The 20,496-nt window shown below is 38.3% G+C and carries 21 protein-coding genes and 1 other annotated feature; of the genes, 12 read left to right on the forward strand and 9 right to left on the reverse strand.

From position 1 onward, the window contains the following. Positions 1-93: 93 nt before the first annotated feature. Positions 94-1,029: a hypothetical protein gene (locus QSJ81_RS00940; protein ID WP_285715537.1), complete on the forward strand. Its 936-nt coding sequence runs from the start codon at positions 94-96 to the stop codon at positions 1,027-1,029. A gap of 162 nt (positions 1,030-1,191) precedes the next feature. On the opposite strand, the gene QSJ81_RS00945 is transcribed toward QSJ81_RS00940, so the two are convergent. After that, positions 1,192-1,947 (reverse strand): DeoR/GlpR family DNA-binding transcription regulator, encoded by a 756-nt coding sequence (locus QSJ81_RS00945; RefSeq protein WP_285715538.1) that lies wholly within the window; start codon positions 1,945-1,947, stop codon positions 1,192-1,194. A 336-nt stretch (positions 1,948-2,283) separates the two neighbouring features. Here QSJ81_RS00945 and rhaB point away from each other — a divergent pair, with 336 nt between their 5' ends. The 8 genes from rhaB (at position 2,284) to rhaM (ending at position 11,101) form a co-directional block, all read left to right on the forward strand. Next, on the forward strand, positions 2,284-3,741 hold the full coding sequence (rhaB, locus tag QSJ81_RS00950) for a rhamnulokinase (RefSeq protein ID WP_285715539.1): 1,458 nt from the start codon (positions 2,284-2,286) through the stop codon (positions 3,739-3,741). Between the two features lie 50 nt (positions 3,742-3,791). Continuing rightward, complete coding sequence (gene rhaA, locus QSJ81_RS00955; RefSeq protein ID WP_285715540.1) at positions 3,792-5,048, forward strand: L-rhamnose isomerase; 1,257 nt, start codon at positions 3,792-3,794, stop codon at positions 5,046-5,048. Positions 5,049-5,111: 63 nt separating this feature from the next. Continuing rightward, positions 5,112-5,945 (forward strand): rhamnulose-1-phosphate aldolase, encoded by an 834-nt coding sequence (rhaD, locus tag QSJ81_RS00960; RefSeq protein WP_285715541.1) that lies wholly within the window; start codon positions 5,112-5,114, stop codon positions 5,943-5,945. A 53-nt stretch (positions 5,946-5,998) separates the two neighbouring features. Then, the gene (locus QSJ81_RS00965; protein ID WP_285715542.1) at positions 5,999-7,492 is read left to right on the forward strand and encodes a sugar ABC transporter ATP-binding protein; all 1,494 of its coding nucleotides are present in this window, start codon (positions 5,999-6,001) and stop codon (positions 7,490-7,492) included. Between the two features lie 132 nt (positions 7,493-7,624). Next, on the forward strand, positions 7,625-8,617 hold the full coding sequence (locus tag QSJ81_RS00970) for an ABC transporter permease (RefSeq protein ID WP_285715543.1): 993 nt from the start codon (positions 7,625-7,627) through the stop codon (positions 8,615-8,617). Next, positions 8,614-9,585 carry an ABC transporter permease gene (locus QSJ81_RS00975; protein ID WP_285715544.1) on the forward strand — a complete coding sequence of 324 codons (972 nt, stop codon included), beginning with the start codon at positions 8,614-8,616 and terminating at the stop codon, positions 9,583-9,585. The genes QSJ81_RS00970 and QSJ81_RS00975 overlap by 4 nt, the downstream gene beginning before the upstream one ends. A gap of 129 nt (positions 9,586-9,714) precedes the next feature. Then, positions 9,715-10,746, forward strand: coding sequence for an autoinducer 2 ABC transporter substrate-binding protein (locus QSJ81_RS00980; protein WP_285715545.1), 1,032 nt, complete (start codon positions 9,715-9,717; stop codon positions 10,744-10,746). Between the two features lie 40 nt (positions 10,747-10,786). Beyond that, on the forward strand, positions 10,787-11,101 hold the full coding sequence (gene rhaM, locus QSJ81_RS00985; RefSeq protein WP_285715546.1) for an L-rhamnose mutarotase: 315 nt from the start codon (positions 10,787-10,789) through the stop codon (positions 11,099-11,101). Between the two features lie 76 nt (positions 11,102-11,177). On the opposite strand, the gene QSJ81_RS00990 is transcribed toward rhaM, so the two are convergent. Then, positions 11,178-11,810, reverse strand: a complete 633-nt coding sequence (locus QSJ81_RS00990; protein ID WP_285715547.1) for a 3D domain-containing protein — start codon at positions 11,808-11,810, stop codon at positions 11,178-11,180. A gap of 129 nt (positions 11,811-11,939) precedes the next feature. Beyond that, positions 11,940-12,395 carry an Lrp/AsnC family transcriptional regulator gene (locus tag QSJ81_RS00995; RefSeq protein WP_285715548.1) on the reverse strand — a complete coding sequence of 152 codons (456 nt, stop codon included), beginning with the start codon at positions 12,393-12,395 and terminating at the stop codon, positions 11,940-11,942. 250 nt (positions 12,396-12,645) lie between these two features. Here QSJ81_RS00995 and QSJ81_RS01000 point away from each other — a divergent pair, with 250 nt between their 5' ends. The 3 genes from QSJ81_RS01000 to QSJ81_RS01010 are packed head-to-tail and all read left to right on the forward strand — an operon-like array spanning position 12,646 to position 14,361. Beyond that, a complete protein-coding gene (locus tag QSJ81_RS01000; protein ID WP_285715549.1) occupies positions 12,646-13,485 on the forward strand; it encodes a sulfite exporter TauE/SafE family protein in 840 nt (279 codons plus the stop codon). Then, positions 13,482-13,865, forward strand: a complete 384-nt coding sequence (locus QSJ81_RS01005; RefSeq protein ID WP_285715550.1) for a DUF1634 domain-containing protein — start codon at positions 13,482-13,484, stop codon at positions 13,863-13,865. The genes QSJ81_RS01000 and QSJ81_RS01005 overlap by 4 nt, the downstream gene beginning before the upstream one ends. Before the next feature lie 22 nt (positions 13,866-13,887). Beyond that, positions 13,888-14,361: an HD domain-containing protein gene (locus tag QSJ81_RS01010; RefSeq protein ID WP_285715551.1), complete on the forward strand. Its 474-nt coding sequence runs from the start codon at positions 13,888-13,890 to the stop codon at positions 14,359-14,361. A 162-nt stretch (positions 14,362-14,523) separates the two neighbouring features. Here QSJ81_RS01010 and QSJ81_RS01015 read toward each other — a convergent pair whose 3' ends face one another. The 6 genes from QSJ81_RS01015 to QSJ81_RS01040 form a co-directional block, all read right to left on the reverse strand. Further along, positions 14,524-15,198 carry an energy-coupling factor transporter transmembrane component T family protein gene (locus tag QSJ81_RS01015; RefSeq protein WP_285715552.1) on the reverse strand — a complete coding sequence of 225 codons (675 nt, stop codon included), beginning with the start codon at positions 15,196-15,198 and terminating at the stop codon, positions 14,524-14,526. Beyond that, positions 15,186-16,016 (reverse strand): energy-coupling factor ABC transporter ATP-binding protein, encoded by an 831-nt coding sequence (locus QSJ81_RS01020; RefSeq protein WP_285715553.1) that lies wholly within the window; start codon positions 16,014-16,016, stop codon positions 15,186-15,188. Before QSJ81_RS01020 ends, QSJ81_RS01015 begins: the two co-directional genes overlap by 13 nt. Positions 16,017-16,018: 2 nt before the next feature. Next, on the reverse strand, positions 16,019-16,876 hold the full coding sequence (locus tag QSJ81_RS01025; RefSeq protein WP_285715554.1) for an energy-coupling factor ABC transporter ATP-binding protein: 858 nt from the start codon (positions 16,874-16,876) through the stop codon (positions 16,019-16,021). Then, entirely contained in the window at positions 16,876-17,445 is a 570-nt protein-coding gene (locus tag QSJ81_RS01030) for a tryptophan transporter (protein WP_285715555.1), read from the reverse strand. The genes QSJ81_RS01025 and QSJ81_RS01030 overlap by 1 nt, the downstream gene beginning before the upstream one ends. Before the next feature lie 62 nt (positions 17,446-17,507). Next, positions 17,508-17,769, reverse strand: a binding site (T-box leader). A 60-nt stretch (positions 17,770-17,829) separates the two neighbouring features. Continuing rightward, a complete protein-coding gene (locus QSJ81_RS01035) occupies positions 17,830-19,512 on the reverse strand; it encodes a methyl-accepting chemotaxis protein (protein WP_285715556.1) in 1,683 nt (560 codons plus the stop codon). A 223-nt stretch (positions 19,513-19,735) separates the two neighbouring features. After that, positions 19,736-20,479 (reverse strand): MBL fold metallo-hydrolase, encoded by a 744-nt coding sequence (locus tag QSJ81_RS01040; RefSeq protein ID WP_285715557.1) that lies wholly within the window; start codon positions 20,477-20,479, stop codon positions 19,736-19,738. Positions 20,480-20,496 lie beyond the last annotated feature (17 nt).

The following is a 20,496-nucleotide window of genomic DNA, read 5'->3' on the forward strand; positions in this document are numbered from 1 at the left end:
TGTTGATGAAAAAAATACCAGATCGAGATTCCGTTACCTTTTGTATTGTGCGACGTTAAGATAAATGAAAAGGTTAAGAAAAGAGGCGTTACAATGAATTCGAATAAGAAAAAATTGATTGCTAGTATCTTGTTGCTAGTAGTTCTCACCGCTTTAAGCGGATGTGTGAGTTTTGGGGCAAAATCTATAAATGAAACAGCACAGCAAAAGATAAGTGAAACTAATATAAATAAAGACAAGGCCATCATTGATGAGTTTAAGCAAATGACCCAGAGAAATGATTTTACAACAGAGGAACTTATTAAATTTATTAATGAAAAAATTTCTGCTGTTTCCTCTGACAGTGCATCTATGATGATTCTGATATTGGAGAAGAATCAGCAACTTGATTTAACCAAGCTGGAAGAGAAGTATGGGAATGATAAGATCCAAGAAAAAATAGCTAAGAATTTTCGGGGAGATTTCTCTGAAGGTTATATAAATAACGTACAAGATAAAGCAATAAAAGACTTATTGTTGGAGACTAAAAATAAGGGGTTTAAAATTGAAACAGCGGAAGGGTTTTATTTTCCTGTTATCGACTATTCTTTTTATAGGAAATACCAATCAAATGTGACTTCGGATATTGCTGCCTATATTGATATTATGTCAGTAGAATCAGACAAAGCAGCAGTAAAAGATGCTGGCCTCATGATCAGCTGGGATGAAGTGGTCAAGCGAGCGACCAATCAGGAGCGATTTATTAAAGAATATAGTAATTCAGCGAAAAAGGAAGATGTAAAAACTCTACTCAAGAGATACCTTATTTTTGCTTTGTATGGAACAAATAATACGCCTCTGTTTAGTTACGAGAATAAACTAATGATTCCAGCGGCTAAGAAAAGTTATCTTGAGACTATAACTAGTAATGGGAACGAGGGGAGCTTTTCTAGGATCATGAGTGATTATCTTACCCTTGTAAAGAAAAATGATTATAAATTAACACAGGATGTTGATGAATATAGAAAAAAGGCGATAGAAGGATTCTAGCAAAAAAAACAGCACCATTAGGTGCTGTTTTTTTACGAAATCAGAAAGTATAACACTTTCTTGATTCCAAGTAAGAACGACTAAGGCTTCTGCCTGCGTCCGAGGGCTTGGCACAAGCCAAGTCTTTTCTTATATAAGTAAGTTGACTTCGCAGGTTAAAAATTAATAAATTACCTCAATTTTATTGGCTTGAAATAGTTCTACCCAATTACTGTCAGGTTTCCGGTCAGTAATTATATAATCGACATCACTATAGTCAATGAGTCTTATGAATCCGGTTTTATCGAATTTCGTATGATCTGCCAACAAGATTACTTTTTCTGCCTGCTTGATCATACTTCTTTTAAATTCACTCTCTGGTTCATTAGATTCCATGATACCCTTATCCAAAGACAAGGCCTTGCAACTTAGGATCGCCATATTAACGTAGTAGTTTTGAAGGGCATTTTGCGCGACAGAACCTACTAGTGCTAAAGAGTGGGCCCGAAGATTCCCACCAGTTGAAATAATATTAAAATTGGAATTGGTAAAATCGTAGGGAATTTTAATAGAGTTAGTAATAATAGTAAGCCCTTTTTTCCCTTGAAGTGCTTGTATTAGTTCTAAGCATGTAGTGCTGGCATCTACCATAATGGTGTCATTGTCATTTACTAAATTAGCCGCTTTTATTGAAATATTTTGTTTGAATTCATGATTCATTGATGTTCTTGTTTGGAATGGTAGATCTTCTAATGTATTTTGACTCAAAATAGCGCCACCATAGGTACGGGTTAGCATGCTTTCATTTTCTAATTTTTCTAAGTCACGACGGATTGTTTCTTCTGTAACTTTAAATAACTGGCTCAAATTGGAGACATAGACTTTCTTGTCTTGTTGAATGAGTTCAATAATCTTTTGTCGGCGTTCAATTCCAAGCATAATGGATCCTCCTCTGGGTTGTGGCATGCAAAAAAGAGACTTTCACATTGCCTTAGTATACAGCTCATAAATTGTCTAAGTAAATATCTGTAAAAGAATCATTTTAGTGGCTTTATATGCTGCTTTGTTTCTTTAAGTTATTATAATTCTATCGAAAAACAAAAGAGAAGTAAATGAAAAAGAAGAAAAAGTACTAGGGAAACAACAATAAATTTATTGATGACGTAGATGATGGTGGTAAAAAAGAAGATGAAAACAGATGAAACCTTATAAATACAAGGAATATATGTTTGATTCAAAGAATAAGTTGTATAAAGGAAAGGATTGATGTTGTGGATGAAAAAGTATATTGCTGTGGATATTGGTGCCTCCAGCGGACGCTTGATGGCAGGAGGGAAACAAGATGGAAAGATTCAGTTAGAAGAGATTTACCGTTTTGAAAATGAAATTAAGGGTGAAAATGGCAGTTATTTTTGGAGTATTGAAAAATTATTTAATGAAATTGTTAATGGTCTCAAAGTTGCAAAACAAGAAGGTATTGAAGAATGTACCTTAGGGATTGATACCTGGGGTGTGGATTATGCACTGATTGATGCCAAAGGAAATCGGATACAAGAAGTTTATGCTTACCGCGATGAGCGAACCAAAACAGCGATTCAAGATATCAGCAAAAAAGTATCTCTTGAGAAAATTTATAAAAAAATAGGGATTCAGTTTTTAAGTTTTAATACCTTGTTTCAGTTGTATGTCCATGATAAGGAGGAGCTGGCAAAGACCGATAAAATACTCTTAGTGCCTGATTATCTTTATTACCGGTTGTCAGGAATTTTAATTAGTGAAAAAACGAATGCTTCTACTACTCAATTATTAAATTTAGAAACAAAAGAGTACGATGGAGAGTTGTTAAAACTCATAGGTGTAGAGAGGGCGCAATTTGCTACACTGATCGAACCTGGAGAAGTCATAGGACCTATTTTAGAACCCCTAAGAAAGCAGTACGATTTACCCAAATGTGAACTAATTTGCGTTGCAAGTCATGATACGGCTTCTGCTGTGATTGGAGTTCCTGGTGTGGAGGAACATTTTGCCTATCTTTGCAGTGGCACTTGGTCATTGATAGGGGTGGAAAATATGATTCCCATAGCCACCCAAGAGTCATTTCGTAAAAATTTTACTAACGAGTGGGGTGCCTATGGTACCTATCGCTTTTTAAAAAACATTATGGGTCTTTGGCTGATTCAGGAAGTTCGCCGTACCCTAGGTAATAAACTTTCCTTTGCTGAGCTTGTCACAGAAGCCAGCAAAATAAAGCCCTTTCAATTTTTGATTCATTGTAATGAAGATTGCTTCTTAAAACCAGAAAATATGGTTTTGGAAGTTCAAAATTATTGCCGAAATACAGGACAGTCAGTACCAAAAACATCAGGAGAGCTTGCCCGCTGTATTTTTGACAGTCTTGCACTTACCTATCGTAAAATCTTAGGTGAAATATCTTCTATTACTGGACACCCTGTCGATTGTCTACATATAGTTGGTGGTGGAGTGCAAAATGAATTACTATGCCAGCTGACGGCAGATGTTGTTGAAATACCAGTTGTAGCAGGGCCTGTAGAATCTACAGCCCTTGGCAATATAGTAGTGCAGATGATTAGTACTGGTGAGTTAAGAAATCTGAAAGAAGCGCGGAATATGATTATGGATTCCTTTGAAATTAAAACTTATCAGCCAGCTGTTATTACTAATTTAGAGGAAGCTTACCAAAGATTTAATCAATTAGTGTCTATGGATAAGTAATAATATAAAGTGGAAATCAGACAACTAAAACAAATAAGGAGGTAGCAGCAGTGGTTAATAGTTTAGCAAAACGATATGAAGAAGCAAGAATGATTTATAGTCAATTAGGGGTAGATACGGATTTAGTCCTAGAAAAATTAGCGCAAGTAAAAATTTCCTTGCATTGTTGGCAAGGGGATGATGTGCATGGGTTTCTTAGAAATGAGGAATTATCCGGGGGAATTTCAGTTACAGGTAATTACCCAGGGGCTGCTCGTACCCCTCAAGAACTTCGTCAAGATTTAGAAAAAGCCCTTACTGTAATTCCAGGAAAACACAAGGTTAATTTGCATGCCATTTACGCCGATACCGATGAAAAGGTGGATCTTGATGCATTAGAACCAAAACATTTCAAACCTTGGGTAGAATGGGCTAAGGAACAGAAACTGGGACTAGATTTTAATCCTAGTTGTTTTTCCCATCCAAACTTTCAAGATGGTTTTTCCATAAGCCATCCTGATGAAAAAATACGGAAGTTTTGGATTATGCATTGCAAAGCAACACGTAAAATATCTGAATATTTCGGCAAGGAATTGAAGCAAACTTGTGTTACTAATTTTTGGTTTCCTGATGGCTATAAGGATGTACCTGTTGATCGTATGGCCCCCAGAAGACGGATGAAAGAAGCTCTAGATGAAGTATTTAGCGAAAAAATTGATTCTAAATATAACGTAGATACAATTGAAAGTAAATTATTCGGTATTGGCTCAGAAAGTTATGTAGTTGGTTCCCATGAATTTTGTTTAAGTTATGCGATTAAACATGACAAAGCTATTTGCTTAGACGTAGGTCATTTCCATCCAACAGAAACCATTTCAAATAAACTATCAGCTATAGCACTATTTGATACCGAAATTTTATTGCATGTGAGCCGTCCAGTTCGCTGGGATAGTGACCATGTAGTGATTATGGATGATGAATTACAAGAAATTGCCAAAGAACTAGTACGCAACAATTTGCTAAATAAGACACATATTGGACTGGATTATTTTGATGCTAGCATCAATCGGATTGCTGCATGGGTAATTGGATCACGTAATATGATAAAGGCAATACTGCGTGCTATGCTTGAACCTACTGAATTATTGAAGGAAGCAGAAGCCAAAGGTGATCTTACCACTCGTTTGGTACTGTTAGAAGAGTTGAAATCTTTTCCTTTTGGTGCAATTTGGGATTACTATTGCGAAAAGATGGGGGTTCCTGTAAGAGAATCATGGTTGGTTGATGTAAAAAGATATGAAACAGATGTTTTGATGAAACGAAAATAATAGATAAAAATAGCTGCATACCGTAGTAGTGGTAATTGCAAGCAAATAATTGGAGGATTTACGATGAGTTTAACTTATATTCAACATAAAATTCCTTTTGTGCGAGAGATGATGGAGGTTACCCGTAATCTTTGGGAAATGGGCTGGGGTGAACGTAATGGAGGAAACATCAGTTATCTTTTAGCGGAGGAAGAGGTAGAGACATACATTGATGTAACGAATGTGAAGCGCAGTCTTGCTTTAGAATTTCCTGTCGTGGATTTAGCAGGCAAGTATTTCATTGTAAGTGGTACTGGGAAGTATTTCAAAAATGTAGTGTTTAATCCAGAGGAAAACTTAGGTGTTATCCGTGTTGCAAAGGATGGTAAGGCGATTGATATTGTATGGGGATATGAAGATGGTAGTCGTCCGACAAGTGAATTGGCAGCCCATTTTATGAGTCATATGGAGAGGCTAAAACAGGACCCGAATCATCGCATTATTCTCCATACCCATGCCACAAATTCATTGGCTATGACATTTGTCCATGATCTTGATGAAAAATTGTTTACCAAGACATTGTGGCAAATGTGTACAGAGTGTCTAGTTGTTTTTCCAGATGGAGTTGGTGTCATTCCATGGATTGTACCAGGAACTAATAAAATTGGTGAAATCACAGCGGAGAAAATGAAAGATCATCGGGTAGTTATATGGCCACAACATGGAATCTTTGGTGCAGGTAGGACAATGGATGAAACCTTTGGTTTGATCGAAACAGTAGAAAAGGCTGCTCAAATTTATATGCTGATTAACTCCCATCAAGGTGGCATTAAACAAAGTCTTACGGATCAAGAACTTCTAGATTTAGCTGAGACTTTCAGTGTCATTCCTGTAGCTGGAATACTGGAGGCTAAGTAAGGAAGCTATTTGTAGGGGAATTTAATCTAGACTTGAAATTGGAGGGGAATACCTTGGCCTCAGAATATATCATCAATCTAAAAAATATTAGCAAAACATTTGGCGGTGTAAAGGCATTAGATGGTGTTTCACTAGATATTAAGCGTGGTGAAGTTCATGCGTTGGTAGGGGAAAATGGTGCTGGGAAATCCACATTAATCAAGGTATTAGCGGGTGTTCATTTTCCAGATGATGGTGCTGAGATCTATATTAATGGGGAACGAACCATTATAAAAAATCCAATGGATGCCATTCGCAAGGGGATCTCGGTTATCTATCAAGATATTAGCTTATTTCCTAATTTAACGGTTGCAGAAAATATTTGTATTGGCAATGATGCTGTATGGAAGGCAAAGCTTAACTGGCCAAAAATTAAGGAATTGGCACAAATCGCCATTGCCAAAGTAGGTTCAAAGATTGACCCAGGCATGTTGCTAAAAGATTTAAATTTGGCTTCACAGCAGATTGTTGCTATTGCTAGAGCAATCAGTTTCAACGCTAGTTTAATTATTATGGATGAGCCTACCTCCGCATTATCCTCAGGGGAGGTTGAAAACCTATATCAGATTATAGATAACCTCCGCAAGAACAATATTGCTGTTTTGTTTATTAGTCATAAATTTGATGAAGTATATCGTGTGGCGACTCGTGCAACAATACTCCGAGATGGTAAATTTATTGCTGCCCACAATACTGAAAATGTGAATCCGCAAGAGCTAATACGTTTAATGGTTGGGCGAGATGTACAATATATCTCCATGAATGCAGAGAAGATTTCCAGCGAAGAAATTTTGAAAGTCAAAAATTTGAGTAAAAAAGGTAATTTCCGTAATATCTCTTTTGAACTTAGAAAAGGTGAAATTATTGGAATTACAGGGTTAGTTGGTTCAGGGCGTACGGAACTAGCGAAGGCGATTTTTGGACTTAATAAACCAGACTCGGGAGAAATCATTTTAGGCGGTCAACTTGCAACCATTGCGTCCTCTAATGACGCAGTAAAGTATGGAATAGGATATGTTCCAGAAAATAGACAGTTGGAAGGGCTGATTGGTAAAAATACTGTCTGTCAAAACATTAGCTTATCGATTTTGGAACAGCTGTGCGATAAATATAATTCAATTGATGTAATCAAGGAAAGAAAACTTGCTCAGGAATATATAGAGAAATTAGATGTTAGGCCTACTGATATGGATAAATTGGTTGGGCAATTAAGTGGCGGTAATCAGCAAAAAGTAGTATTGGCTAAATGGTTAGTTACAAACCCGAAGATTTTGATTACAGATGAACCAACAAGCGGAGTCGATATCGGTGCAAAAATTGAAATACATAAAGCCCTCAGGCAATTGGCGAATAGCGGTATAGGTGTTATTGTAATTTCCTCTGAACTGCCTGAGATATTGGCAGTGAGTGATCGAATATTTATAATGCGGCAAGGTAGTATCGTTAGTGTTATTGATAAAAACCAAGCAACTCAGGAAGTTATTTTAGCAAAAGCTTTAGGTGCATAAGAGGCATTGCATTATAAGAAAAGACTTGACTTGTGCCAAGTCCTCAGACGCAGGCAGAAGCCTTAGTCGTTCCTACTTGGAATCAAGAAAGTGTTATACTTTCTGATTCCGTGAAAAAAGGAGGATGCAGGAATGAAAGATTTGCTTAAAAAACGTGAGTTTCTCATGTTTATGATGCTATTGATTATCAGTTTATGTATATCTCTTATCGCCCCCGCTTTTCTGACGCCGTCTAACTTGCTCAGTATTATTATGAATAATGTTATCTTGGCAATTATGGCGATGGGCATGACCTTAGTTATTGTTACCTCAGGTATTGACGTATCAGTTGGCTCGCAGTTAGGGTTTGCTGCCATATTTGTTGGTATGTTAGCTTTACTGCCCAGTTCAAACATATTCACAGTGTTACTAGTAGGCATACTTTGCGGGACTTTATTAGGTATCTTAAATGGTATATTAATTGCTGGAGCCGAGATACCAGCTATTGTAGTTAGCTTAGGGACAATGAATATTTTTCGTGGAAGTTTATTGCTGTATACAAATGGTAAGTGGGTAACATCCCTACCTACTTGGTATACAAGTCTTTATAACACGTCAGTTTTAGGTATGCCAACTCCAATTCTGATTTTGCTATTGGTGATTGGTGTTACTTACTTTATTGCTCAGCACACTCGATTAGGGCGAAGTATCTATGCCTTAGGAGGTAATCCGGCAATTGCTTCAAGAGTTGGTATCAACACAGGGAAGGTAACCTTGTTTGTCTTTGCTTATATGGGAGCGCTAACTGGCATCGCCAGTATCTTGTATGGTGCTCAATTGGCGACAATTGATCCCAATGCAGGCACATCCTTTGAATTAATGGTTATTTCTGCCGTTGTCATCGGTGGTGCGAATGTGCTTGGAGGAAGTGGCAGCTTACTGGGAAGTTTGATTGGTGTATTAATTCTAGGTGTTTTGCAAAATGGCATTATTCTGATGCGTATCGAACCTTATTGGCAGAATGTAGTTGTGGGTTTAATCTTAATTACCGCAGTAACATTGGATGTCGTGAACAATCGTAAAAATGAAGCAAGTAAAAAAGTAATTTATGTCGCCGAGGACATAAAGGCAGGTGTTAAAGCATGATAAAAGTAAAGCGATCTCACGAATTGACGCTGCTGCTATTTTTTATCGTTTTAATGATTGTTATGAGTATTTTGGCACCATCCTTTTTAACGGTTGACAATCTCCTTTCTGTTACACAGCAGATGTCAGAATTCGGCATATTAGCATTAGGTGTTACGGTGATTATTATTACTGCAGGCATTGACCTTTCCGTAGGCTCAATTGCCGGTTTGACTACTATCGTTATTGCCATGACTTATGGCATGTCTGGTAGTTTAGTGCTGGCAGTTATTTTAGGAATAGTAACAGGAGCGTTGTGTGGTGCCTTTAACGGAGTGCTGATTGCCAAGATTGGTGTTCCGCCTATATTAGTAACATTGGGAACCATGACCTTTTTTAATGGTATTGCATTGGTACTTAGTAAAGGAAATGCGATTTCTGATTTACCAGAGGAATTCTATTTTATTGGGCAAGGTTACTTGTTTGGGAATATTCCCGTACAAACAGTTATTTTTGCTATATTGGCTGCTGTTACCTCCCTTTTGTTATCTAAGACACCTTGGGGACGAAGGGTGTACGCGGTGGGGAATAATCCAGTAGCCTCCATATTTTCTGGTGTTAAGGTTGAACAAGTACTTCTCTATGTATACATTTTTGCTGGTATTATGGCTGCAATTTCTGGTTGGATTATTTCTTCGCGAGTTTCTACTGCCAGAGCAGATTTGGGCGCTGTATATCTAATGCAGAGTATTTCTGCTACGGTTTTGGGAGGAACCAATATTGCTGGTGGTTCTGGTACCATTTTTGGAACAGTAATCGGTGTTTGTGTTTTTGCAGTTCTTGCGAATGGTCTTAATCTTATTGGTGTCAGTCCTTTCGCGCAAAACTTATTAATGGGCTTAGCTTTGATTGTAGTACTTTTAATTAACAATATGGAAATTATTAGAAATAAAATTTCTCTATATATCAAATTAAATTTTAACTCATGATGGTCATAGAGATTTCCGGTTTTAACAGGAGGTCTGCATATTTTAAAAATAAGAAAGGAGGGTATCAGTTATAAGGAGCCTTAGGAATATGCCGAGCATTTCGAAAAATAAATGATGGGGTGATTTGGAATGAAGGTTAATAGAAAGATTACAACGTTATTGATGTTGGTTTTTGTTGTGTCTATGCTGCTAGTAGGATGTGGCAGTAGTAATTCAAATACTGCTGCAAAACAGGATAATCAAGGAAAGTCAGGTAAGAAAGTGGTAGCAATGGTACCTAAAGTAATTGGTAGCCCTTATTTTGATACTTGCGCAGAAGGTGCCAAGAAAGTAGCAGCTGAATTTGGTTTTGAACTTTTATATACTGGACCAACGGCTGCTGATGCTGCCCAACAAGTAAATATAATTCAAGATTTAATTAGTAAAAAAGTAGACGTGTTAATTGTTTCTGCTAACGATGCACAAGCTGTTGCTCCTGTACTTAAGAAAGCAAAAGCAGCTGGTATTAAAGTAATAACATATGACGCTGACACCACTCCAGATGCTCGTGATCTATTTATCAATCAGACAACTCCTGAAATACTTGGTCGTCATATTATGGACAATATAGCCAAAGAAATTGGTGGCAGTGGCGAGTATGCCATTTTAACAGCTTCCTTAACAGCTTCCAATCAAAATGTCTGGATTAAATGGATGAAAGACCAACAAGCTGCTAAGTATCCTGATATTAAACTGGTAACGATTGCACCAAGTGAAGAAGATCAGCAAAAAGCTTTTGCACAAACACAAAACCTAGTGAAAGCCTATCCTAATTTGAAAGGAATTGCGGCTTTATCCACTGTTGCTGAACCAGGCGCAGCACAGGCTATCGAACAAATGGGTTTAATAGGCAAAATCAAATTAATTGGTTTAGCTACTCCTAATGGAATGAGACAATACTTAAAGAGTGGTGCAGCACAAAGCGCTACCTTATGGGATGTTGGTAAACTTGGCTATTTAAGCATGTATATGGCAAAACAACTTCTTGATGGCAAAACTCCTACCGATGGAATGGAGATTCCTACTGTAGGTAAGGTTGCGTATAAGGCAGATACTAAGGAAATCATCATGGGTGAACCTTTAGATTTCACAAAAGAGAATGTCGATACTTTTAATTTCTAATTCATTTTTAAGACCATCTGGAAAAGGTAGGTTTATTAACATGATTCGTAAAGCATGCATTATGAAGGTATTTCCTAATTGCCATGAAGAGTATAGAAAACGTCATGAGGGCATCTGGCCAGAAATGGTGAATATGCTTACCGAATATGGAGCTCACAATTATTCCATCCATCTTGATCCAACTACTAATTCCCTATTTGCTTATTTGGAAATTGAAGAAGAAGGAAAATGGAGTAAAAGTGCTGAAACTCAAATTTGCAAAAAATGGTGGGCCTATATGAAAGATGTCATGGAAACCAATCCAGACAATTCTCCGGTAGTAGTTAACTTACAAGAAGTTTTCTACCAAGCATAAAATAAACGCCCATATCCTTACTAAGGATATGGGCATTCTTTATTCGGGAGATAAAGATGAACATTCAGAAAATGTTTTATGCTTTTCCTGAATCAACGATGAATACTTTTACATCCTTCTTGCCAAAGTCTAGGGCATGATCAACAGAAGTTTTAGCAATGTCAATACGGTTTCCTTTAATGGCTCCTCCAGTATCTTCCGCTACGGCGTATTCACCGTGGCCATCAGGATACTGGATAAATACTTTAGACCCTAAGGGGATGACATTAGGATCTACGGCGATGACTCCAGGGCGGATATCAGTACCTAAAAATGTTTTATCACCCCATTGGTCATTGTCGTGAGCGCCTGGTGCATAAGCCGTTGCCTTAATATCCAGTACCTTTTCATAATGTGCTGGGGCTTTTCCAGAAGAGTCTTTATTTTGATCATTCGTATCTTTGGAATCTTGATGTCTTGATTGAGCGGAAGGAGTTGATTTTTCGGTAGTTGAATTGTGAGTTGAAGGAGTGTCTTTGACTTGTTGGGAGACTTCAACTGGAGCGTTGCCAGCAGCATTTGGGTCAGCGGAAGCATGGACAGTAGCTGCTGGTATTCCTGGTAACATTGCACCAGATAGTATGGTAGCTCCCGCGACTGCCGCTGCAAGACCTTTGAATTTTTTCTGTAACCGTGCAATAGTATGGTTTCGTCTATGCTTATGACTCATACTTATCATCCTCCTTGACGAGGTTATTATTTCTAGTGTTTGCAAAATAGAAAATAAAATCCTTGGAATCTTTTAGTATGTTTAATTGTCAAGATATGAGGATTGGAGTTAGTTGATAAGCTAAGAATATTAAATAAGTAACGCGCCTCTTTCTTTATAACGGGTTATTAAGAATTCAGAATCTACATTTGTAATGCCATCAATGGATTGTAGTTTGCGGATACAACAATTTGCATGTTCTTGATCGTCAAATAGGGCATGAACGTGTAAATGGGGGGGGCCGCTCATTTGGTAAACATTTGTTATCTCGTCGAAGGCCAAGAGTTTTTCTGCAACAGAATCTATTTTAGACCACTCTACATTAATATTAAAATACATAGAGAGCATTTTTCCAGCCTTTAAAGGATTGACGACAATCGTAAAACGATCAATGATTCCATGATCTACAAGTTGATTAATACGTTCTCTAACAGTCGCGCGAGTTAAATTTACAAGACGGCCCAGCTCGGCATTACTTAGCCGGCCGTTTTCTGATAAATATTTTAGTATCTGCCTATCAATTTCATCTAAGTTCTTAAACTGCATGGTTAGCCTTTCCTTTCTAGATAAAATAAACTAAAGAATTAGGATATACTTATTTAAAATTCCTATTTATATTATTTACCCAAAGTGATACATTCATTTTTCCTTACAAAGTAAAAAATATATATATAAATATTGATCGAATGTATTTTATATATTATACTTGTGAATGTACATAAAAGGAAAGCTTAAAATGTTTTTTAGAAGATAAATTTTTGATATATAAATAAACTTATGATTGGAGTGAAGTTATGTGACGATTGTAGCTATAAAGATACTGCTTATTTCTATTTCAGCAGGAATTCTTGGCTCTATTTTAGGTCTTGGTGGAGGAATTATTGTTACACCAGCATTAACCTTCTTGTTTGGGGTGGATATTCAGCATGCTATTGGTGCAAGTCTTATTTCTGTTATTGCTACTTCCAGTGGGGCGGCAGTAGCCTACATTCGAGATGGAATTACCAATATCCGGGTAGGAATGTTTTTAGAAATTGCAACAACAATAGGGGCTATTACAGGGGCCATGATAGGTGGGATTATTTCGCCTAACTTATTGTACGCACTGTTCGGTTTCTTTATTTTTTATTCCGCTGTACTTATGCTGAAAAAGGTCAAAGAAGAGCTGCCTGGTGAAGTAGCTTTACATAGTGTAGCAAGTAAACTAAAGTTGCAAGGCGAGTACTATGATAAAGCATTAAAGAAAACTGTTCCCTATAATGTGGATAATGTGTATGGTGGTTTTGGCGTTATGTATGGGGCTGGAATTATATCAGGCCTTTTAGGTATCGGAAGCGGCAGTTTTAAAGTAATGGCAATGGACGTTTTTATGAAGCTGCCTTTAAAGGTTTCTAGTGCAACTAGTAATTTTATGATGGGTGTTACTGGTGCAGCGAGTGCTGGGATCTATTTATTTAGAGGAGATATTAGTCCTCTCATCTCAGCCCCTGTTGCCCTTGGTGTTTTGATTGGCGCTACCATTGGAACTAGAATTATGCAACGGTTAAAAAGCAAAACCATTCGTAAAATTTTTGTTCCAATTCTAATGTACGTGGCAATTCAAATGATGGCACAAGGATTGGGGGTTACATTATGAGTGAAGTATTAGAAAAGGAAAAACAAGCTTCTGTAAAGGCACTTAATGAAGCTGAAATCTTTGTGAGTAAGTCTTTGCGGGTTGGTGTGTTGTTAAGCGCCAGCATTATTTTTGTAGGACTTATGCTTTTTTTAGTAAGTGGGGAAAGTGGTTATCCTGGAGAAACGTATCCGACTCTTCTTAAAGATATTTTTGTAGGAGCATCAAAAATGAAACCATTTGCCATTATTTTGGCAGGGTTAGTTTTATTGATATTAACCCCTATTATGCGAGTGGGTGTTTCAATACTGGTTTTTTTAAAAGAGAAGGATTGGTTATATGTAGTTATTTCAGCTATTGTTTTTCTAATTCTGATTAGTAGTTTTTTCTTTGGTAAATAAATGAGTAAAATGGAGGAACTTTATGAATAGAGTGTTTCAGATACAAGAAAGATACCTTGCTGAAATTGCAAGATTTGAGAATACGAGTATGATTCGAGATATATCTTTAAACTGGGAAAAAATACATATGGCTAGTTGTGCAGCGGTAGGGCGAATTCTTGCAATAAAAAGAGGCGCGGACGCGGAACTAAGTTCCATAGCATGTTCGATACATGATTATGGCCGTATTATAACGGGGAAACAATATGATCATGCCGCTGTAGGTTATGAGCCTCTTAAGTTGTTTCTTGCACAAAATGGTTATTTTACCTCAGAAGAGATTGAACTTCTTGCAAAGGCCGCACAGAATCATAGTAGTAAAAAAGAAATCGGAAGCCCTTTAGAGGAAATTGTCAAAGATGCAGATGTATTTGATTGTTATCAATATGGTCTTCCCCTAGAGAGAGAAGAGCAAAGAGTTCGACTAAAGAGTATTCTAGAAGAATTGAGTCACTAAAAAAACAGCCTGATCCTGTAAAGTAGGATACTAGGCTGTCTTTTTTGCGGAATCAGAAAGTATAACACTTTCTTGATTCCAAGTAAGAACGGCTAAGGCTTCTGCCTGCGTCCGAGGACTTGGCACAAGCCAAGTCTTTTCTTAAAAGAAACAATAAAGTTTCTAGTTGATTTGAATAAAGAGATAGGACGTAAAGAGTACCATAGAAAATAATAAGGCATAGTCGCGGGGGGCGAGGGTTACCTGATTACCAAAGCTACGTTTCTTTCGACTGCCAAAGCCACGCAACTCTAAACTGAGAGCCATAGTCTCTGAGCGAGTTACGGCTTTTAAAACAAGGGGTTTAATAACAGCCATGTAGGAAAAAAAACGTTGGAAAAGATTACCTTGGGGGGAATAACCACGACAAGCTTGCGCTTCTTGAATGGCTTTGCTTTCTGCTAAAAAGTCGGGAATGAAGCGCAGCGCTGCAGTTAACATAAATGCATACTCATAGGGGATATGACATTGCAGAACTAGGGCTGCGGACAAATCTTGCATTCGTGTAGTTGCCAGCAAGATAAAAAAGACTAGCGTCATAGCGATCATTTTACCGGCAGTAATCCCGGCCAGCATGATATCATGGTTTAATACATACTGCATGCCAGCAAGAACAGCGGCGAAAACGAAGAGACTGGCAATTCCTTTATAGATAGTTATGCCTACTTTTGCTATAACGAGGAGGAGCAGTTGGCAAATGATAAGTGCGGCTAAGGCAGGAAGAGATTGTAATACCATGGCCCATATGGTGACGAAAACTGTCAGAGCTAATTTAGTAATCGGTGCTATTGTTTGCATGGATCATTCCTCCTTAACATAGTTGCGATGTCATTTCCTAATTGGTGAATAGAAGCTGTTTGTTTAATACCTAAAGAGGCAAGCTGACGAGAAATCTTAAGGGCTGTGGGTTCAATAAGGCCCCAATCTGACAATTGATGAGTGTCTTGAAACAATTCAGAAGTACTGCCATCAAAGACTTTATGCCCTTTTGCCATAACAATAGCTCTTTTAGCACAAGCAGATAAGAATTCCATATCATGGGTAACTAGAAGTATGGTAGTTCCTTGTTGGTTTAGCTTTAATAATAACTCTAGCAGTTGTTCCCGCTCTCGTGCATCTTGACCACTCGTTGGCTCATCCAAGATTAATATCTTAGGCTGCATAGCCAATGCAGAAGCAATGGTTACTCTTTGTTTTTGTCCCTTGGATAAAGTGAGGGGATAAGCATCCGCCAAATGAGAAAGTCTAGTCAGAGTCAAAGCTTCCGTGACGAAAGATTCGATTTGCTCTGGGGTATAGCCTAGTTGCCTTGGCCCATAAGAGACTTCCTCTGTTACCGTGTCGTGAAAAATTTGCCGATCGGGATTTTGAAAAACATAACCAATATGATGTGCCATTTTGGCGGGAGTATATTTTTCTACGCTATCGCCCTGATAGAGGATGGTTCCTTTGGTCGGTTTCTTTAAAGTCATCATTAGACGAGTTAGAGTTGTTTTTCCACTACCATTACGACCTACGATAGCAAGGAAATCACCTGGGTTTACTGTAAGAGAGACATTGTGAATGACTGGAGACTGAGCTTTATAAGAAAAAGAGATATTTTGTAGGTCGAGCATTCCTAAGCGTCCTCCTTTTCTTGCAAGATATGGTGAAGTTGGGTGATAGCATCTTCTTCGGTGTACCAAGGATCAAATGGTTGTTGCGTAAGCCCTTCCAACATGAGTTTAAGCTGCCATAATGGTGGAATAGCCTCTGGGAAAACTTGATGATTTGCCATAAAAGTGAGTACGTCTTCAGGAATTCCACTTATGGTCAATTTACCTTCTTCTAAAAGGATAAACTGATCGGCATAGGGGAGAATGGTTGCAATATCATGTTCAACTACCAATATTGTTATTCCATGTTCTTTATTAAGCTCACTTAGCAATTTATACAGTGACTGGGTACCCTCAGGATCCAGAGCAGAAGTTGGTTCATCCAGGACTAGAATTTTAGGATTTGTTGCCAGCACACTAGCAAGGACAAGACGTTGTTTTTGCCCCCCAGAAAGAGACGTGACAGCTTCCTTTTCAAAACCTGTCAAACCGACTTTATTTAGTGATTCTTTTACAAGAACTGCAGTTTTTAAAGGATCAGTACCTATGTTTTCTAGACTGAAAGCAACTTCTTCTTCTACTGTCATTGTGACCAATTGGGTTTCATAATCCTGTAAAACCGTGCCTACAGTTAAAGCGATTTGTTGCATAGTAGATTGCTGTGTAGGAATTCCAGTTACCTGTACTTGCCCAGCAGAACTGCCACCGTAGTAGTGAGGGACAGCGCCTGCAACAGCTAGACACAATGTTGTTTTTCCTGCTCCGCTTGGACCGATGATTGCAGAAAATGAGCCTTTTTCAATGGAAAGGTTAATGGTATCTAAAACTTTTTTAGGGTGATTGTAAGCATAACTGAAATTTTGCAGGGCAATATCTAGCATTATTGATCACCTTTCGTATCAAATAACTTTTTGGCAGGGAAATAAAGAATTTGGGTAATGGCAGCATTGGCAGCCGCTACTGAAAATACGACAGGAATCATAGCGTAAAGATATACAGACATAGGTAAAGAAAGAACTAATTTTAATATGGTTATAAAAGTCATACCACTTGCCACAGTACTGATAAATCCTGTAACTGCAGGCTTAATATTTAAGTTTCCTACAGATATTTTGTAGGAGAGGCAGACGATCAATGCGCACACAATAGCACCAATTGGCTCACTTATTAAATTACCATAAGGAAAGGCGGATTTAGAAGTAGGAATATTAATTGCAGCGGCCACAAGACCGATACCAAAAGATTGTTTAACGGTTGGCTTTGTTAAGTTGATAGCAATGCAATACATAGCTATTGTCCAGTTGGGGGTTATTCCGCCAATGCTAGGACTGACTAAATGAAGAATTGCTCCAATGGCCAAGAGTAGGGTTGTGATAGTAACCCAGCGGTATCTACCACCCTTAGTTTTTTCATGGATAATTAAATCTGTTTCATTTTTTTGAAGTTCCATTCTTATCGCGTCCTTTCATTTTTGAATACAAAAAACCCTCGTCCTTATATATAATAAATATATATAGGGACGAGGGGTTAACCCGCGGTGCCACCCTGATTGGCTTTAAAAAAGCCCAGCTTTACAAGATACGGGATATTTACTATCCGATACCTGCTTCCTGATAACGGCGGAAGAATCCCGACAGTTCCTACCTCGCAAATTGCGAATCAGACTGTATCTCCCAGGCCCATTCCACATACCAAGTAGTGCCAAACTTCCACTGTCATTGGCTCGCTGTAACCCTTTTGGGTATTGTGTACTCTTCCTGATCATTGATGATGAATATGTAGTTTAACGTATTGTAACAGATGGTACAAGCAATTGTCAATAGAATTTTTCAGGCTAGCAGCGGAATTGGCGAACGATTTCTTGCAAATGTTGTGCCATTTCTCCCAGTGTTTGGCTTGAAGCCGCAATTTCTTCCATGGATGCAGATTGTTCCTGGGTAGCAGCAGATACGGTTTGCGTTTCTTCAGAGGTTTTCTTACTTAATGTATCGATTTCTTTTACAGATAATACAATCTGCTGACTGCCATCAGCGATTTGTTGTATAGCGGCAGAAATATCTTTAATTTGAGTCGATACTTCTAGTACCAGGATAGCTATATCTTGGAATGATCTTCCCGCAATATCCACAACTTGTGCGCCGATTTTAACTTCACTCGTTCCTTTATTCATAGCTAAGACGGCATCGGCAGTATCGCCCTGGATTTCGCCAATTAGTTGGGCGATTTTTTTTGCTGCTTCCTGTGACTGTTCTGCTAATTTTCGTACTTCTTCTGCCACTACTGCAAAACCCCGACCTTGTTCGCCGGCTCTCGCGGCTTCTATCGCCGCATTCAATGCTAAGAGATTGGTTTGTCCTGCAATTCCAGATATAGTACTAACAATTTGTCCAATTTCCTTGGATTGCTCTCCCAGTTTTGCAATGACGTGGGCTGATGTATTTACTGTTTTTTCGATTTGTGCCATTTGCGTAATAGCCTTTTCTATAGATTCACCACCCTTAGTAGCAGTTTCAGAAGCTTGTGATGATTTTCCAGCGACTGTATTCGCATTAGTGGCTATTTGCTGTATAGTAACTGACATTTGTTGTACTGCATTTGTTGTTTCGGTAAAGGTAACTAACTGCATTTCCGAACTTTGGGCTACATCGGAGATTGAGGCGGCAACTTGATTGGCAGCCTGGGTTGCATGATCCGCACTCGATGTGAGCTGCTGGGAAGAAGCCGTAACTTGCTCTGCTGCGTTAGCAACTTTTTGGATTACCTGGCGCAATTTATCTTTCATCTCGTTAAAAGAACTTGCCAGTTGGCCTAGTTCATCAGTAGACTTTACTCCCAAATTATCAGCTGTCAGGTTCCCTTTCGTGATTTCTGATGCTGCCTGTGTAATCATTATTGCAGGCAGGGAGATACCCCGGCTTATATACATACTAATTACAACTGCGACTCCTGCAACAAAGAGGCTTACGAAAACCAATAGAAGTTGTACTTCTCCCGCTTTTTGTGTGCTGGTACTTTCCTTTTCTTTTACATGACCTTTGACTAACAAAATAAGCTCTTTGGTGGCGGCTATCGAATTTTCCGATGGTTTGCCAGCCTGATGCATATAGAAGCCAACCTGTTCAAGATTATTAGCGCGTTTCGCTTCAAAGGATTTAACCGCAATTGCATCAAATGCTAGTTTTTCTTTTTTTAATGTTGCAAGAATAGCTTGTGCATTTTCGGAGGGCAAAGAATTTTCTAACTTACTGATTTTGTCATCACCATATTTGCGGTGCCCATCAAAGGAGGCTACATCCGCAAGATCTCCTGTAAAATTGAAGCGGCGCATAGCTACAGCTTCATTCGATACATCAATGGCAAGCTCCTCAACAAGTTCAAGTTGATAGAGGCTATCTCTCGTTGTTTCTTGAGAGTAGGAGGTAAGTTCACCAACTTTAAAATATGTAAATGCACTCATGATAAATACCAAACCGATTATCACCATAAAACCACTAAAAATTTTCCTTCTAATTGTCATAACAAGGCGCCTCCTTCAACTTAAATTGGAAGATTACACAATGCAATAAACGCAATAAAGCAATTTTTATATACAAAAAAAGCTGGCAATCAAGCCAGCTTAATAAGCGTATATAGCATTGCAGTCGCAACATTGCGATACCCTTTATCCTGTTGTAATGTTTTCCAATTCTATTATAATAAGAATACTATAGAATAGTCAATCCTATTGTGTATATTTCGACCTATGTATTGGCAAGTTCAGCAATTCGGATGGAGGCTTTAGGGCCATACATACCACCATGATAGCAGATTACATGCTCTATATCATAGGCAACTAGTTTCTTTAGAGATTGTAATGCAGTAGGCATATCGGGAGTATACATTTCAGCTGGACCTACAAGACAGTCATTTTCTATACGCAATTGATCACCGGCAATAAGTAATCGATGAGATTTAACGTATAAACACACATGACCAGGAGTATGACCTGGGGTATGTATAATTTCAATTTCATGAAAAGGAAGTTTGTCTCCATCAGCTAGAACTTGATCAATGGAGAAAGTGGGGATGCTCTCGAAGATAGCTGCGGCTTTTGCTCGCATTGCCTCAGGAAGTGATTGGACTCTAACTGCTATTTTTTCGGGAGTCATTTTTAGATAAGGTATAGCGCCTTCAAGATAAGGTTTTTCATTGGAGTGAGCATAAATCTTTACTTCATTACTTGCCAAAGCAATAGCGGGGACGGTGCCAATATGATCCCAGTCTTGGTGGGTAATGATAACACGTTTAATTTGGGTAAAGGGGACACCCGCCTTGGTTACTGCTTGCATTAATTGTTCAAATTGGCCTGGGAATCCAGCATCCACAAGAGTTGCTCCAGTTTGATCCCAAATCAAAGTAGGATGTACTTTACTTTGTACTCCAAACATATCAACATCGAGGGTAAGCATTTGGATCTTTACTTGATTTTCCATGTAACAGGGCACTGTGCCCTATTTCACCT

The organism is Pelosinus sp. IPA-1, assembly GCF_030269905.1.
Lineage (GTDB): Bacteria > Bacillota > Negativicutes > DSM-13327 > DSM-13327 > Pelosinus.

Excerpts from the sequence above, each read along its gene's own strand:
- QSJ81_RS00940 (WP_285715537.1), top strand. The coding sequence starts at position 94 with ATGAATTCGAATAAGAAAAAATTGATTGCTAGTATCTTGTTGCTAGTA.
- QSJ81_RS00945 (WP_285715538.1), bottom strand. The coding sequence starts at position 1,947 with ATGCTTGGAATTGAACGCCGACAAAAGATTATTGAACTCATTCAACAA.
- rhaB (WP_285715539.1), top strand. The coding sequence starts at position 2,284 with ATGAAAAAGTATATTGCTGTGGATATTGGTGCCTCCAGCGGACGCTTG.
- rhaD (WP_285715541.1), top strand. The coding sequence starts at position 5,112 with ATGAGTTTAACTTATATTCAACATAAAATTCCTTTTGTGCGAGAGATG.
- QSJ81_RS00970 (WP_285715543.1), top strand. The coding sequence starts at position 7,625 with ATGAAAGATTTGCTTAAAAAACGTGAGTTTCTCATGTTTATGATGCTA.
- QSJ81_RS00975 (WP_285715544.1), top strand. The coding sequence starts at position 8,614 with ATGATAAAAGTAAAGCGATCTCACGAATTGACGCTGCTGCTATTTTTT.
- QSJ81_RS00980 (WP_285715545.1), top strand. The coding sequence starts at position 9,715 with ATGAAGGTTAATAGAAAGATTACAACGTTATTGATGTTGGTTTTTGTT.
- rhaM (WP_285715546.1), top strand. The coding sequence starts at position 10,787 with ATGATTCGTAAAGCATGCATTATGAAGGTATTTCCTAATTGCCATGAA.
- QSJ81_RS00990 (WP_285715547.1), bottom strand. The coding sequence starts at position 11,810 with ATGAGTCATAAGCATAGACGAAACCATACTATTGCACGGTTACAGAAA.
- QSJ81_RS00995 (WP_285715548.1), bottom strand. The coding sequence starts at position 12,395 with ATGCAGTTTAAGAACTTAGATGAAATTGATAGGCAGATACTAAAATAT.
- QSJ81_RS01005 (WP_285715550.1), top strand. The coding sequence starts at position 13,482 with ATGAGTGAAGTATTAGAAAAGGAAAAACAAGCTTCTGTAAAGGCACTT.
- QSJ81_RS01010 (WP_285715551.1), top strand. The coding sequence starts at position 13,888 with ATGAATAGAGTGTTTCAGATACAAGAAAGATACCTTGCTGAAATTGCA.
- QSJ81_RS01015 (WP_285715552.1), bottom strand. The coding sequence starts at position 15,198 with ATGCAAACAATAGCACCGATTACTAAATTAGCTCTGACAGTTTTCGTC.
- QSJ81_RS01020 (WP_285715553.1), bottom strand. The coding sequence starts at position 16,016 with ATGCTCGACCTACAAAATATCTCTTTTTCTTATAAAGCTCAGTCTCCA.
- QSJ81_RS01025 (WP_285715554.1), bottom strand. The coding sequence starts at position 16,876 with ATGCTAGATATTGCCCTGCAAAATTTCAGTTATGCTTACAATCACCCT.
- QSJ81_RS01030 (WP_285715555.1), bottom strand. The coding sequence starts at position 17,445 with ATGGAACTTCAAAAAAATGAAACAGATTTAATTATCCATGAAAAAACT.
- QSJ81_RS01035 (WP_285715556.1), bottom strand. The coding sequence starts at position 19,512 with ATGACAATTAGAAGGAAAATTTTTAGTGGTTTTATGGTGATAATCGGT.